General features: G+C 75.6%; 6 protein-coding genes. 1 reads left to right on the top strand and 5 read right to left on the bottom strand.

All coding sequences use genetic code 11. From position 1 onward, the window contains the following. Positions 1-108: 108 nt before the first annotated feature. The 4 genes from FRCN3DRAFT_RS0221895 to FRCN3DRAFT_RS45655 all read right to left on the bottom strand — a co-directional run bounded on the left by FRCN3DRAFT_RS0221895 (position 109) and on the right by FRCN3DRAFT_RS45655 (position 13,514). Entirely contained in the window at positions 109-4,881 is a 4,773-nt protein-coding gene (locus tag FRCN3DRAFT_RS0221895; protein ID WP_007509240.1) for a non-ribosomal peptide synthetase, read from the bottom strand. After that, a complete protein-coding gene (locus FRCN3DRAFT_RS0221900; RefSeq protein WP_007509238.1) occupies positions 4,878-11,642 on the bottom strand; it encodes a non-ribosomal peptide synthetase in 6,765 nt (2,254 codons plus the stop codon). Before FRCN3DRAFT_RS0221900 ends, FRCN3DRAFT_RS0221895 begins: the two co-directional genes overlap by 4 nt. An 82-nt stretch (positions 11,643-11,724) precedes the next feature. Then, a complete protein-coding gene (locus tag FRCN3DRAFT_RS0221905) occupies positions 11,725-12,417 on the bottom strand; it encodes a GNAT family N-acetyltransferase (protein WP_007509236.1) in 693 nt (230 codons plus the stop codon). A gap of 206 nt (positions 12,418-12,623) precedes the next feature. Then, complete coding sequence (locus tag FRCN3DRAFT_RS45655) at positions 12,624-13,514, bottom strand: NAD(P)-dependent oxidoreductase (RefSeq protein ID WP_007509234.1); 891 nt, start codon at positions 13,512-13,514, stop codon at positions 12,624-12,626. 131 nt (positions 13,515-13,645) lie between these two features. Between FRCN3DRAFT_RS45655 and FRCN3DRAFT_RS0221915 the strand changes: the two genes are divergently transcribed. Continuing rightward, entirely contained in the window at positions 13,646-14,470 is an 825-nt protein-coding gene (locus FRCN3DRAFT_RS0221915; RefSeq protein ID WP_007509232.1) for a siderophore-interacting protein, read from the top strand. 54 nt (positions 14,471-14,524) lie between these two features. Here the strand turns inward: FRCN3DRAFT_RS0221915 and FRCN3DRAFT_RS0221920 are convergent, their stop codons facing one another. Then, positions 14,525-15,430, bottom strand: coding sequence for a siderophore-interacting protein (locus FRCN3DRAFT_RS0221920; protein WP_007509230.1), 906 nt, complete (start codon positions 15,428-15,430; stop codon positions 14,525-14,527). Between the last annotated feature and the right edge of the window lie 52 nt (positions 15,431-15,482).

Here is a 15,482-nt window from a genome sequence, read left to right on the forward strand (position 1 = left end):
GGAAGGCCGAGGAAGATCGGCGCCAACTATCTGCACATCTTCAAGGGGCGACGCCGACCTGGGCCAGGCGGAACCCGCCCAAGCCCTGCCAGCCCCAATACTGGACAGCTACCAGTGCCGCGTGGAGCCGGCCAGCAGCGTGACCGCGTCGAGCAGGTGCCCGCCGAGGGCGTCGAGGTCGGCCGCGGCCAGGACGTTGCCGTTCGCGCGCAGCGTCGTCACCAGCGACGCGGGCGACCCGGGGCCCCCGACCGAGCCGACGGCGCAGATGACCTCCAGGTCGTAGCGCAGCGGCAGGTCCGGCTCCGGGTCGGCCGGCAGCAGGTCGTGCAGCGCGCGGTCGGTCACGGCCGCCCAGCCGCCGGCGTCCGCCGGCTGCTGGTCGAAGCGACCGAGGTAGTTGAACTCGATCGGGGGAACCGCCGCCGTCCGCAGCCGCGGGTCCTCGCGGAGGCTCTGGGCGAGACCGAAGTCGAACCCCTGGTTCGGCACCGCCGCGAGGCGCCGCGCGGTCGCCTCGGCGGCCCGCCACAGCGCCGCGCACTCGTCGGCCGCCGGCTCCTCGGCTCCCCCGCTCCCCCGCGCGCCGTCGGGCTCGGGCGTGCCGTCAGCCTCGGGCACCGCCGGCACCCGGAACGGGAAGACGCTGGTGAACCAGCCCACCGTCGCCGACGTGTCGACATCGTCGACGTCGGCGGCGCCGGGTCCGGCGGCTCCTACCCCCTCGTCACCGGCCGCCACGACGAGGTGGTCGTGCCGGCCGTGGGACTCCAGGTCGACGACCACGTCCGGCAGCGCGGGGCGCCAGCGGCGGACCGCCCAGCCCAGCGCGGTGAGCAGCAACTCGCGCAGGCCGACCTCGCGGCTCACCGCGTCGACCAGGGCCGCGGTCGTCTCCGGCGAGGCCGCGAACGTCGCGACCCGCAGGCTCGCCGCGCGGTCGCTGGCGGGGTCCGTGCGCCGCGAGCCCAGCGGCTGGTCGGCCCCGGCGAGCTCCGCCGCCCAGTAGGGCACCTGCTGGGCGACCTCGTCGGCGCCGGCGCGCCCGCGCGCCAGCTCGCCGAAGCGTCGGTAGCTGGTCAGCTCACCGGTCGCCTCGCTCGGCCGGGCCAGCGCCCGCAGCATGATCGCCCAGGACACCGCGTCGACGGCCAGATGGTGCACGGACAGCTGGAGCAGGTCGGCGTCCGGCAGGTACAGCGCGGCCAGCATCCGCCCGCGGGCGGGGTCGACCCGGTCGATGGTGGCCCGGGCCTCGGCGCCGAGCGCGGACGGCGCGTCGCCGGGCACGACCCGCAGTACGTCGGCCGCCTTGACCGCCCCGACCGGATGGGTCACCAGGGCGTCCCCGGCGGGCGCCAGCGCGGCGCGCAACATCGGGTGGCGGTCGAGCAGCATCTGCAGGGCCGTCTCGACGCCCGCCGTCCCGGTGCCCGGCGGCACCGCCAGCAGCTGCGTCTGTGTGAAGCGGCGGAAGGACCGCAGTTCGAGCAGCCACCGCGCGATCGGCAGCGCCGGCACCGTGCCCAGCCCTTCGTCCGCGGGCCCTGCCGGCCCGCCCGCCCCGCCGGCCGCCGTCCGGGCCGCCAGGGCGTCGGCGGCCTCGGCCAGCTCGCGGATACCGCGGCTGACCGCCACCAGCCGCGGCGTGAGCACGATCCCGCCGGCCCGCGCCCTGCTCACCAGCGCGATCGTCGAGATGCTGTCGAGCCCCAGGTCCGCCAGGTCCGCGCCGACGCCGGCGGGAGCCGCGCCGAGCAGCTCGGTCGCGACCGCCCACAGCGCGCGTTCGGTCGCGGTGGCTGGCTGCGCCCCGGCTGCCTCGGCGTCACCCGCACCCACGCCGCCCGGGCCGCCGGCGGCGAGCGCCTCCAGAGCTCGGGCGTCCACCTTGCCGTTGGACGTCATCGGCAGCGCGTCGACGAGCACGAACCGGGCGGGCACCAGGTGCGCCGGCAGTCGGTCCGCGAGCTGGGCGCGCAGCGCGGCCGGCGTCGGCGCGGCCGGCGCGGGGACGCCACCGGCGGGGACGACGAAGGCGACGAGGGCCTGGCCCGCGCCCCGCGCCACCGCCCGGACGACGGCGGTAGACACGCCGGGCACCGCGCGCACCGCCGCCTCGATCTCCGCCGGCTCCACCCGGTAGCCGCGGATCTTGACCTGGTCGTCGCCGCGGCCCAGGTACTCGAGCCGGCCCGCCACCGCGCGACGCACGACGTCGCCCGTGCGGTACATCCGTTCCCCGGTCTGGAAGGGATCCGCGACGAATCGACCGGCGGTGTGCCCCGGCCGGCCAAGGTAGCCCCTGGTGAGCTGGTCGCCGCCCAGGTAGAGCTCGCCGGCCACACCCGCCGGGACCAGCCGCAGCCGGGCGTCGAGCACGTAGGCGCGCATGCCGGCGACCGGGTACCCGATGCTCGGCTCGGCCGTCTCGGCGAGCGCGGCCGACGCCGCGTCGACCGTCGTCTCGGTCGGCCCGTAGAAGTTGTGGACGGCGGTGGTCGGCAGCGCGCGCAGCCGGTCCCACACGTCCTGCCCGACCGCGTCGCCGCCGAGACCGAGCACCGCGAGTGGGCAGCGCTCCCCCTCCGCCGTGGCTTCCAGCAGACCGGCCTGGGCCAGATGGCCGAACATCGACGGCGACGTCTCGATCATGTCGAGGCCGAAGCGCCTGATGCCGTCCACGAGCCTGGCCGGGTCGCGCTGTTCGTCCGCGTCGAACACGTGGATGGCGTGCCCGGCCAGCAGCGCCAGCGTTGGCTGCCAGGACGCGTCGAAGCTCATCGACCAGGCGTGGCCGACCCGCAGCGGCCGGCCGAGCCGGCGGGCCGCCGGCTCGTACACGCGGTCGCGGTGGTCGGCGAGCAGGGCGGCGATCCCCCGATGCGTGCCCACGACGCCCCGGGGCTCGCCCGTCGAACCAGACGTGAAGATCGTGTACAGTGCCTGGTCGGGCAACACGCGCACGGCCGGCCGCTCAGCGGGCCGTCCGGCCACCGACGCGGCCGTCTTCGGGTCGTCCAGGTTCAGGACCGGTACGGCGCAGCCGGCCAGCTCGGCGGCGGCGGCGATCGCGAGCGCCGCCGAGGTCCGGTCGACCAGCGTGGCCAGCCGCGCCGCGGGCACCGGCCACTCGACGGGGACCGACGTGGCGCCGGCGAGTACCACCGCCAGCAGGGCGACGACGAAGCGCGGGCCGCGCGGCAACGCGATGACGACCGCGTCCTCCTGGCCGACGCCGCGCGCGACCAGCTCATGCGCGAGCCGGGCGGCCGCGGCGCCGAGCTCGCCGTAGCCCAGCCGGCCGGGTACGGTGGCGCCGCCCAGGTCCGCGTACGCCTCGGACTCGAGGGACCAGGTCATGGCCAGCGCCGCCGGCGTGTCCTGGACGTGCCGCCAGAACAGGTCGGCGACGCTCGGCGCCTCGTCACGCCCCGCGGCAACCGCGCCGGGCGTCCCGGCCGCCACACCGGTCGTCCCGGCTGCCTTCACCGACGTGAGCAGCGCGGCGCTCTCGCCGGGCAGCAGGATGTCGAGCGTGTCCGGGTCGGCGTCGGCGTGGTCGGGCAGGGCGCGCAGGACCTGGAGCAGCCGGGCGCCGAGCTCGCCGGGGTCGATGCTGGGCAGCAGGTCGGCGCGGTGCTCCAGCACGACGCGCAGCTCGCCGTCGGCGAGGTAGGGCACCAGCGTGAGCGGGTAGTGGGTGAGGCTGTCCAGCCGCAGCGGCGTGAACACCACGCCGTCCGGTGCGCGCACGACGTCCGCCATCGACCCGCGCGGGGCGTTCTGGAACACCATCAGCGTGTCGAACAGCTCGGGGTGGCCGGACAAGCGCTGCAGTGCGGCCAGCCCGACCCCGCCGTGCGCCCGCATGCCGACCACCCGGCGCTGCAGGTCGGCGCAGCCCTGCCTGACGGTGCTGGCGGTGTCGAGCCGCGCCCGCACCGGCACCGTGTTGATGAACAGGCCGACCATGTCCTCGACGCCGGTGAGCTGTTCGGGACGGCCCGCGACGGTCGCCCCGAACACCACGTCGCGCCGGTCGGTGAGCCGGCCGAGCAGCACCGCCCAGGCGAACTGGGTGAGCGTGTTGACGGTGAGGCCGCTCGCGCGCGCCCAGGCGGTCAGGCGCGCGGTGTCGGCGGCGGCAAGGCCCACCTCGACCGACACCGGCAGCGCGGCGGCCGTGCCGCGGCGGCCGGGAGCGAGGATCGACGGTTCGGCCAGCCCGGCGAGGTAGTCGCGCCAGGCGGACCGGGCTTGGCCCGGGTCCTGGCGCCCCAACCAGGCGACGTAGTCGCGGTAGGGCCGGACCCGCGGCAGGTGGTCGGTCCGGCCGTCGGCGAGATAGCCGGCGACCAGGTCGCGCACCATGGTGGGCACCGACCAGCCGTCGACGACGATGTGGTGCACCGTCCCGATCAGGCGGTGGCGCCCAGGCTCGCTCCTGGCGAGGGCGAACCGCATCGCGGGGCCGGCGGCGAGGTCGAACGGGACGCGCCGCTCCCGGTCGGCGAGCGCGTCGAGCTCGGAGCGCGCGCAGACGACCTCCCGCCAGGCCGGCGCGGCGCGGTCCGGCACGATCTGCACCGGATGCGGCAGGTCGCGGTCCCAGAACGACACCCGCAGGTTCGGGTGCCGGTCCAGCAGTGCCACCGTGGCGCGCCGCAGCCGGTCGACGTCGAGCGGGCCGTCGATGTCGGCGATGAACTGGATGGTGTACGGGTCGACGGCGCCCGGCTCGCGGGCCTGCGCGAGCGCGTAGAGCCCGGTCTGCAGCGGGGTCAGCGCGAGGACGTCGACGATCCGGTGGCGCTGTGTCCCGGTGGTGCTCGTGCTGGTGGCGCTCGCGTCGGTGGCGCTCGCGTCCGTGGTGGTCATCGTGCCCTCCAGGCGCGTTCGAGCGCGGCGAGGTCGGTCGCGTCCAGCCCGGACGCGCTCATCGGGTCGGTCTCGGGCGCGAGCCAGCCGTCCAGCGCGTCGCGTCCCGGTCCGCCCGGCTCGCCGTCGCCGGACGCGGCGACGTCGGCGCGGGCCACGTCGATCGCGGCGGCCACCGCCTCGACCGTCTCGTGCTCGAAGAGCAGCCTCGGCTCCAAGGGCAGGCCGGCCTCCCGCGCCTTGGCGGACACCTGGATCGAGACGATGCTGTCGCCGCCGAGGGCGAAGAACCGGTCGGAGCGCCCGACCCGCGGCACGCCCAGCACCTCGGCGAGGATCGCGGCGAGGGCGCGTTCGGTGTCGGTCACGAGCCCGTCGGCGACCGCCGCCGCTGCCAGGTCCGGCGCGGGCAGGTCCGGCCGGTTGATCTTCCCGGACCTGGTCAGCGGCAACTCCGGCAGGACGACCACCATCGCGGGCACCGCGTAGCTCGGCAGCCGTTCGGTGACGTGCGCCCGGACCAGGTCGGCGAAGGCCCGGTCGTCCGCGTCGCCGGCCGCCGCTGTGGCACCCGCCGCGGCGTCGGCGGCGTCGCGGACGACGTAGCCGACGATGGCGTCCGCGCCGTGCAGCGGGTGCAGCCGTGCGGCGGCGGCGGCCACGCCGGGCGCCGCCCGCAGCGCCGCTTCCACCTCGCCGAGCTCGATCCGAAAGCCGCGGATCTTGACCTGGTGGTCCACCCGGCCGGCGAAGCGCAGCCGCCCGTCCGCGTCCCACCAGCCGCGGTCGCCGGTGCGGTAGAGCCGTCCGCCGGGCTCGGTGGCGAACGGGTCGGCGACGAACCGGCTCGCGGTCAGGCCGGGGCGGCGCCAGTACCCGCGGGCGAGCTGCGCGCCGGACACGCAGACCTCCCCCACCGTCCCCGGCGGCACCGGGCGCAGCAGGTCGTCGAGGACCAGGATCCGCGTGCCGGGGACCGGCCGCCCGGCGGCGAGCCGGCCGGGTGTGACCGTCGTGCGCACGATCGCTCCGGCCGTCTCGGTCGTCCCATAGGAGTTCACCAGGTGGCGCTCGGGCGCGGCCGCGGCGAGCCGGTCCAGCAGCGGGTCCAGCAGCGGCTCGCCGCTGCACACCCAGCGGCGCACCGAGCGCACCGCGTCGGGAGCCGTGTCGACGAGCGCGCTGACGGCGCTGGCCACCATCGTCACCTGGCCGACCGGGTGCGCCCGCAGGAGCCCGGCCAACGCCGACAGGTCGCGGGCCTGCTCGTCGTCGGCGAGCAGCAGCTCGGCGCCCACCGCGACGGCGGCGAGCAGTTCCAGCGGTCCGTCGAGGAAACTCAGCGCGCCCTGCGCGAGGCGCACGTCCGGGTCGTCGACGGGGTAGCGCCGCGGCTGCCAGGCGAGCCGGTTGGCCATGGCGCGCTGGGTACCGACGACGCCCTTGGGCAGGCCGGTGGACCCGGAGGTGAACAGCAGGTAGGCCGCATGGTCACCGCGCAGGCCGAGCTCGCCCGGCGGGTCCGCGGCGGCGATCGCGGCCTGGGTGGCCGGGTCGTCGAGCACGACGCGCGGCGTGCCGGCGGGCGTGGCGCCGGCACCGGCACCGGCCTCCCCGTCCGAGGTGGGCAGCAGGTTCGCGACCGCCCCGGTGGTGAGCACGCAGACGGCCTCGGCGTCGGCGAGCATGAAGGCGAGCCGCTCGGCCGGCAGGCGCAGGTCGAGCGGGAGGAACGCCGCGCCGGACTTCATCACGGCGACGAGCGCCACCAGCATGTCGAGCGTGCGGGGCAACGCGACGGCGACGAAGGTGTCCGGCCCGGCGCCGAGCGCGCGCAGGTGGCCGGCGAGGCGGTCGGCGCGCTCGTGCAGCGTCGCGTGGTCGATCGTCGCCGCGGCGCACCGCACCAGCCCGCCAGTGGGTGCGCCGCGGCGGGACCGCTCGAGCAGCTCGGGCACGGTCGCCGGGACGGGCTCGGTCGTGAGCTCGGGCTCCGGGTCGGGCCAGCTCCACGCGTCCAGCGAGGCGCGCTCGTCCGGGGACAGCACGGCGAGCGCGGGAAGCGGGCTGTCGGGGGTGGTCGCGAGCGCGTCGAGCACCCGCAGCAGGCGGTCGACGATGGTCTGCACGGTGGCCCGGTCATACAGCTCGACGCGGTAGTTGACTCCGCCGCCGAAGCCGTCGCCGTCGGCGTAGAAGTCGAACGTCAGGTCGAACTTGGCCGTGGTGTCGACCGGGGCCTCGGTGCGCAGCGTCGTGCCGCACTCGTCCAGCGCCGTGCTGGTCAGCCCGGACTCGCGCAGGTGTACCAGAACCTGGAACAGCGGGTGGCGGGCCGTGGTGCGGGCCGGGTTGGCCGCGTCCACCAGCCGTTCGAACGGCAGGTCCTGATGGGCGAGGGCCGCCAGCGCCAGCGCCCGGGTCCGGCGCAGCAGCTCCCGCCCCGTAGGCGCACCCGACAGGTCGTTGCGCAGGACCAGGGTGTTCACGAACATGCCGACGGTCCGCGCGACCTCCGGGCGGGTGCGGCCGGCGACCGGCGTGCCCAGCGGGATGTCGGGGCCGGCGCCGAGCGCGTGCAGGGTGAGCGCCACGGCGGTCTGCAGCACCATGAACTCCGTCGCGTCGGTCTCCCGCGCGACCTGGGCCAGCCGCTGGCGCAGCGCCGGCGACACCCGCAGCGTCACCGTGTCGCCCTGGTCGGACTGGACGCGGGGCCGGGGCCGGTCGCGGCCGACGGCGGTGTCCTCGGGCAGGTCCGCGAGCGCCTCGCGCCAGAACGCGACCTGCTCCTCCTCGATGGTCGGCTCGCGTTCGATGGTCGACTCGCGGCCGTCGGCCGGACGCGGCCGCGCAGTCTCGTCCGCGGGAGCTTCCAGGGTCCGCGGGGTGAACATCTCCCGCTGCCACAGGGCGTAGTCGACGTACTGCACCGGCAGCGGGTCCCAGCCCGGCGCGGCGCCCCCGACGCGGGCCCGGTAGGCGGTGACCATGTCCTGGAACAGGACCGGCGCCGACCACTCGTCGGCCGCGATGTGGTGGACGACCACGGAGAGCCAGTGCAGCCTGGGCCCGACCCGCAGCACGGTCGCCCGGATCGGCGGCGCGGCCGACAGGTCGAACAGGTGCCCGGCGAGGCCTGGCAGCAGGTCGCGCAGCGCCTGGTACGGGTCCGGCTCCCCCGTCAGGTCGACCACTGGCAGGTCCAGCCGGAGCGCGGGCCAGATCTCCTGGTGGGGCACCCCGTCCACCTCCGGGTAGACGGTGCGCAGCACCTCGTGTCTGTCGGTCACGTCGCGCAGCGCCGCGGCCAGGGCGGAGACGTCGAGCTCGCCGTCGACGCGTGCGGTGAACGGGATGTTGTAGGTGCTGCGCGGCCCCTCGACCCGGTAGCCGACCCACTGCCGCAGCTGCGCGTAGGACAGCGGCGGCCGTTCGGGCCGGCGCGGGTGCGCGACGATCGGCGGCAGCTCGGGCCTGTCGGGGGTGACGCCGGCGAGTCGGGCGTCGACCAGGGCGGCGAGACCGGCCGGGGTCGGCGCCTCGAAGGCGTCGGCGAGCCGCAGCCGCACCCCGGTCCGTGCCTCGACCGCGGACAGCAGCGAGGTCGCGAGCAGGGAGTGGCCGCCGAGCTCGAAGAACCCGGCGTCCACGCCGACGTGGTCGCGCCCGAGCGTGTCGGCGAATGCCGCGCACATGAGCTTCTCGGTCCCAGTCGACGGCTCGCGGTCGGGCCGGCCCGCGGCCAGGTCCGGGGCGGGCAGCGCGGCGCGGTCGGCCTTGCCGTTGGCGGTGACGGGGATCTGCCCCATCCGGACGAACGCGGCCGGCACCATGTGGGCGGGCAGCGCGCGGGCGAGATGGTCGCGCAGCTGCCCCTCCAGGCCGTCGGCACCGGACCAGTCCCGCTCCCAGCGCTCGGCGGACCGGTTACTGGCGGGCACGACGTAGGCGACGAGCGCCGTCCCCAGCCGCTCCGCCTCCGTGGCCACGACGACGCACTGGCGCACCTCGGGGTGGCGGGCGAGCACGGCCTGGATCTCCCCCAGCTCGACCCGGAACCCGCGGATCTTCACCTGCTCGTCGGCGCGGCCGGTGAACTCGAGCTCGCCCTCGGCGTTCCAGCGGCCCAGGTCCCCGGTGCGGTAGAGCCGGCCGCCGCCCGGCCGGACGGGGTCGGCGACGAACCGCGACGCGGTCAGGCCCGGCCTGCCCAGGTAGCCCCGGGCGAGCTGGCCGCCGCCGATGTAGATCTCGCCGACCGTGCCGGGCGGCGCAAGCCGCAGGCGCTCGTCGAGGACGTAGACCTGGGTGTCGGCCTTGGGCATGCCGATCGGCACGGTGCGGGTGCCCTGCGGCCCGTCCACGACGTAGCGGGTGGCGGCGAGCGTGGTCTCGGTCGGGCCGTAGAAGTTGTGCAGGGCCGCGTCGAAGGTGCGCCGGAACCGGTCGACCAGCTCCCCCGGCAGCGCCTCGCCGCCGATCGGGACCAGGCGCAGCGACTTCCAGTCCGCGGTGCCCGGCAGGCTGAGGAACAGGTCGAGCAGCGACGGGACGAAGTGCATCCAGCTGATGCGCTGCTCGTCCAGCAGCCCGGTCAGGTAGGCCAGGTCCTGCAGGCCGCCGGGACGCGGGAGGACGAGGCGCGCGCCGGCGCACAGCGGCCCGAACAGCTCGCCCACCGAGACGTCGAAGCTGGGAGAGGCCACCTGCAGCAGCGCGTCGTCGCCGCCCACCGAGTACTCCTGCTTCAGCCACGACAGGTGACCGCAGATGGCGGCGTGCGAGACGGGCACGCCCTTGGGCGCCCCCGTCGAACCCGACGTGTAGATGACGTACGCGGTGTTGTCCGGCAGCAGCGGCCGGACCCGGTCCGCGTCGAGGGGCTCGGTGGCGGGCAGCCCCGGGTCGTCGAGGTCCAGCGGCCCGTCCAGGACGAGTCGCGGCCGGGCGTCGGCCAGCATGTACTCGATCCGGTCCGCGGGGTACTCGGGGTCGACGGGCAGGTAGGCGGCGCCGCTGGCGACGACGCCAAGTGTCGCGACCACCATGTCCAGGCCGCGGGGGTAGCGCAGCGCGACGATGTCCTCGGTGCCGATCCCCTGGCGGATCAACCGGTGCGCGAGCCGGTAGGCGCGGCCGGTCAGCTCGGCGTAGGTGAGGGTGGCCTCGTCGGCGACGACCGCCGGGGCGTCCGGGGTGCGTCGGGCCTGCGCGGCGACGAAGGCCGGCAGCGTCGGCACCACGAGCGTGACAGGACGGCCGGTCGAGAAGCCCAGCAGCTCGGCGTGGCGCCGCTCGCTGAGCACCGGCAGGTCGCCGACGGCGGTGTCCGGCCCGCGGACGGCCGCGCCGAGCAGGACGACGAGCTCCTCCAGCAGCCGGGCAGCCATCTGGTCGCCCACGACGTCGAGCTGGTAGGTGGCCTCCAGCAGCCAGGAGTCGTCGGCGGTCGGCTGCGCCATCACCTCGAACGGCAGCTGCGCCACGGCGCCGTGCAGGTCGAGCCGGTCGGAGCGCAGACCGGGCACGGCCAGCCCCGTCCACGTGCCGGAGCGGACGCCGAACCCGACCCGGGCGAGCGTGTCCAGCCCGCCGCCGCGGTTGGCGAGCGCCTCGGCGACGATGCGCTCCAGGCCGACGCCCTGGTGCGCGAACGCCCCGGCGCACACGTCCCTGGTGTGTTCGACGAGTGCCTGGAAGGAACCGGCCGCGGCGACCTGGATCCGCAGGGGCAGCGTGTTGCCGAAGTACCCGAGCGCGCCCGCGGCGTGCTGGCCCGGCCGGTCGACGACGGGGGTGACGACGACCAGGTCGGTCGCGCCGGTGACGCGGTGGGTCAACGCGGCGAACGCTGCGGTGAGCACCGCGAAGGGGCTGGCGCGCAGGGAGCGCGCGAGCGCGCGGACCTGGGCGGCGACGTCGGCGGGCACGTCCACCTGACGGTGTCCGCTGGCGCCCGGCGAGCCGGGCGCGGTGGCGGCGCCAGGCGCGACGGGGACGGCCGTCCGGGCGTGTTCGCCCGGGAGCTCGAAGGGCTCGATCGATCCCGCGAGCGCGTCGTGCCAGTACGCCAGGTCCGCGGCGATGGCGGCGCCGCCCGGACGCGCGGACGGGTCGAGGACCTGCAGGTCCAGGTACTGGGCGGGCGGGGTCGGCCCGGTGGCACCGGAGACGTACGCCTGGGAGAGGTCGGCGAAGAACGGCTCCCAGCAGTCGTCGTCCCAGGCGATGTGGTGCGCGACCAGCAGCAGGACGTGCTCGTCGTCGCCGGTGCGCGCCACGGTCAGCCGCAGCGGCGCATCGCGGGTCAGGTCGAACGGGCGGGTGAACTCGTCCGCCGCCAGGCGGCGTACCCGTGCCTCCCGATCATCCGCCGGCAGCCCGCGCAGGTCGTCGGTGGCGAGGCGAAGCGCCGGCGCCGGCGCCGCCTGGACGGTCTGGTACGGGGTGCCGTCGGTGTCCGCGTGGTACGTGGTGCGCAGGATCTCGTGCCGCTCGGCCACGGCGGTCGCGGCGCGGGCCAGCCGATCCCGGTCGAGCTCGCCGGCCAGCCGCATGGCCACGCCCACGTTCAGGTCGGCGCGGCTGGCGTCGACCTGGTGGAGGAACCACATGCGCCGCTGGCCCGACGAGAGGGGGTAGGGCGTGTCGCCGCCGCGCCGGGCGGGCGCCGTGGCGGCCGGCTCCTGGCCGGCAAGGCCGCGTTCGGTCAGGGTTCGGCGCAGCAGCGCGAGCCTGCGGTCGGTGTCGTTCCCCATGCCTCGTCGGCCTCCGAGTCCGCGAAGTCAGCAATCAGGTCGTCTGTGACGGCGGGCCGGCGTGGCGGCGGGCCCGCGCGGGTCAGTCGGCGGCCGCGGCCGCCCCGACGCGTTGGTAGGCGGGGGGCGTGTCCTTCTGGTCGCGTGGCCAGGCGTAGAGCGCGATCGTGCGGGTGGGCATGTCGTGCAGGCCGAGCTTCTGGCAGCCGGCCCGCTCGCAGACCAGCCGCGCGGGGGTGTTGCGGTGGTCGGGCTCGAACATGACCCGGCGGCACCGCGGCTCGGCCCGGAACGCGCCCTCGACGATGCCGCGCAGCCCGTAGGCGATGCCGCGGGCGGGCATGGCCGAGCGCACCACGACGGCTGCGTGCAGTCCCAGGTCCCAGGGATCGGCGTCGTAGAAGGTGGAGATGGTGTCGCGGGAGGCCCGGTACAGCTCCAGGTAGCCGACCGTTGTGTCCTCGTAGCTCAGCATCAGCGGCCGGGAGAAGTCGCTGTCCAGTTGTGCCCGCAGGTAGCGCCCCCAGCGTTGCGCCGGCCAGGCGGAGTTCCAGGTGTGGATGAGCAGGTCGCGGCTCATCCACTCCGAGACCAGCTCGGCGTCGGCGTCGGGGTCGGCGAACCGCACCGAGAACGGCGCCGGCATCTCGGCCAGGGGCGGGGCCGGAACCGCGAGAACCTCGGGCGAGAGGCCGGTCGCCCGCAGCCGGGGCAGCAGGGTGTCCTCGCCGGACTCGGCGGTCGCCGTGCCGGCGGACACGGGTTGGGCGGGCATGTCTGATGTCCTCCATCGAGATCGGACTGGCAGTGGCCGCGCGCAGCGGCGACCTCCGGGCGCGCCGGGAACACGCTGGTCAGCGGCGGTCAGCGCGGGTCAGCGCGGGTCAGCGCGGGTCAGCGGCGGTCTGCAACGAGCGATGATCAGCGATCAACGGCCGGTGGGGTGGCCGGCGGCGTGGTCAGCGGGGCGGTCAGCGGCAGTCAGTGCGTCTCCTGCCTGGGACGGGCCGGAACCAGGGCCGCGAAGGAGGAGAAGTCGAGCCCGGCGTTGCCGGACAGGAGGTTCTCCGTCAGCAGGTCCAGGACGCGCAGCGCCGACAGGGGCGGGGCGCCGACCCGGTTGCCGTGCGCCCAGGCAAGGTCGATGTCCTTGTGCATCAGGGCGGTGGTGAAGTCGGGCCGCCAGTCGTTCGAGGCCGGGCTGTGCGGCGCGACCCCCGGCACCGGGAAACGGGAGCGGGCGATGAAACTGTCGCCGGTGGAGTGGCCGAGCGCGTCATGCAGTGCCTGTGGGCTCACCCCAGAGCGCTGGGCCAGCTCGGCGCACTCGGCCAGGGTGAGCAGCTGGGCGCACACCAGCACCTGGTTGCAGAGCTTGACGACCTGGCCGGCGCCGACGTCGCCCGCGAGCGCGACGTAGCCGGCGTAGGCGTCGATGACCGGTCGCACGGTCTCGAACACGCCCGCGTCGCCGCCGACCATGACCGCGAGGGTGCCCGCCTCGGCGCCCTGTGGCCCGCCCGAGACCGGCGCGTCGAGGTAGTGGCCGCCGGCCTCGCGGACGAGCCGGCCCAGCCGCGTCTCGGTGTCGGGGCCGACGGTCGAGTGGTCGACGATCGTGCGGCCGCGCGCGACCGGCAGGCATTCCCCGACGACCGAGCGGACCGCCTCGTCGTCCGGCAGGCACAGGAAGGTGATCTCCGACCACGCCACGACGTCGGCGGCGGTCGGCAGCGGCACGGCCCCGAGCGCGGCGAGCTCCCGCACGGGCCCGGGAGACCTGGACGCGCACGCCAGCTCGTGCCCCGCGGCCAGCAGCCGCCTGGCCATGGGCCGCCCCATCGTGCCGAGCCCGATGAACCCTGTTCTCACCGCACCTCCCATATCCAGCCGAGGTGACTTAGGTTAACCTAACCAAACCAAAGTAGCCACATTTTGGCTGGTTACGCCACGGTCCGTGCGCCTGGGCGCGCCGGATCTCACGGGAGGAGAGGCCACACTCGATGGCCAGCCACAGCAGGTTGAAGAAGCCGGCGGAGCGGGAGGTCCTGGGCGCGGAGGTGGTGAAGGCCCAGCGGATCACCCCGCATGCCGTCCGGATCACCGTCAGCGGCGAGGACCTGCGCCGGTTCCAGCCGATGGGGTTCGACCAGTGGTTCCGGCTGTACATCCCGCAGGAGGGCCAGCATGAGCTCCGCCGGCCGGGCCGCGCCGGCCTGTCGGGCTACGTGCAGTACCTGTCGATACCGAAGGCCACGCGGCCGGTGATGCGCAACTACACGGTGCGCGCGTTCCGGACCGAGTCGGCGGAGCTGGATATCGATGTGATGACCCACGAGGGCGGGGTGGCCTCGGCCTGGGCCGAGCGTGCCCGTCCCGGCGATCAGGTGGCGCTCGTCGACGAAGGGATCATGTACACCCCCGCGCCCGAGACCGACTGGGCCCTGCTCGTCTGCGACGAGAGCGGCCTGCCAGCCGTCGCGGGTATCTGCGAGTCCCTTCCGCGCGACGCGCGGGGTGAGGCGTTCCTCGAGATTCCCGGGCCGGACGACGCCCAGGAGATCGACGCGCCGGTCGGGGTGAACCTGCACTGGCTCAGCCGCGACGACCCGCACGCGCGGCCGGGCGCACTCGCGCGGGCGGCCGTCACCGCGCTGGACCCGCCGAAGGGACGCCCCTACGCGTTCGTCGTCGGCGAGTCCGCGATGGTCACGGGCCTGCGCCGGTTCCTCGTGACCGAGCGCGCCATCCCGAAGGAGGACGTCTCCTTCTGCGGGTACTGGCGCGCCCAGGCGGCGCCGGCCGGCTCGGCCTCCCCAGCCGCCTGAACTGCTTCTCATGGTGCCGGCCCGGCCCGTCGGTCGCGCCGCGCCGCCGACGGCTCAGACCTCGAGCTCGACGCGCTCGCGGACGCCCGGATCGGTCGGGTCGGCACCGGTCGCCAGCTCCGACTCGTACCGGACGAGGTCCGCCTCGTCGCGGGCGTCGCTGTCCAGTCCCGCCTTCCAGTAGGCCGTGGCATGCAGGTCGTCGATCGAGACCGCGAGATCCGCGAGCGCCCAGCGGCGCAGCGCCCTGACCACGCCCGCCTCCGCGGCGAGCCAGGCCTGCACGCGCCCGCCCGGCCGCTCGCCCGCGCGCACCGCCCGCTCCAGCGGCGAGCCCGTGCCAGCGGGGGAACCACCGGGCACGATCTCGACCCGGACGTCGTCCCGCGCGGGCACGAGCGCCGCGTCGGCCTCGTCGTCGACTGCGAGGTAGACCGTCGCCTCGACGTGCGGGCCGAGCGACTCGACGATGGCCGCCACCGCGGGAAGCGCGCTCGAGTCGGCGGCGATCAGGTGGCGGGTCACCCCGTCCCCGGGATAGAAGTCGCGCCGCATCCCGATGAGGCCGAAGGTCGCGCCGGGCCGCGCCCGGTCCAGCCAGCGTCGGACGACGCCGCCCGCGTGCAGCATGGCGTCGAACTCGATGCGCCGGGCCGCGGGGTCGAACCGCCGGACGGTGAACGCGCGCGGGACCGGGGGGCTGCTCATGGACGGCCAACGGGGGAAGCCGTTGACGTCCCATTCGGGTTCTCCGACGCTGGACAGGCCGTCCGGGGGCAGCATGGCCTTGAACGCGTCGGCGGGCAGGACCTCGCGGTACCCGTCGAGACCGTCGCCGCTGACCGTGACCCTGGCGAAGCCGGGAGACAACGCGACCACCGACTCGACCCTGACGACACAGGCGACCCGCGAGGATCCGTCCCGAGTGATGCGCCGGATCTCCTGTCGGATCCCCGCCACGATGCCCCACCTCCGACCGAACTGGCTGATTAGGGAAGCCTAACCTAATAGG

The organism is Pseudofrankia saprophytica, from assembly GCF_000235425.2.
Lineage (GTDB): Bacteria > Actinomycetota > Actinomycetes > Frankiales > Frankiaceae > Pseudofrankia > Pseudofrankia saprophytica.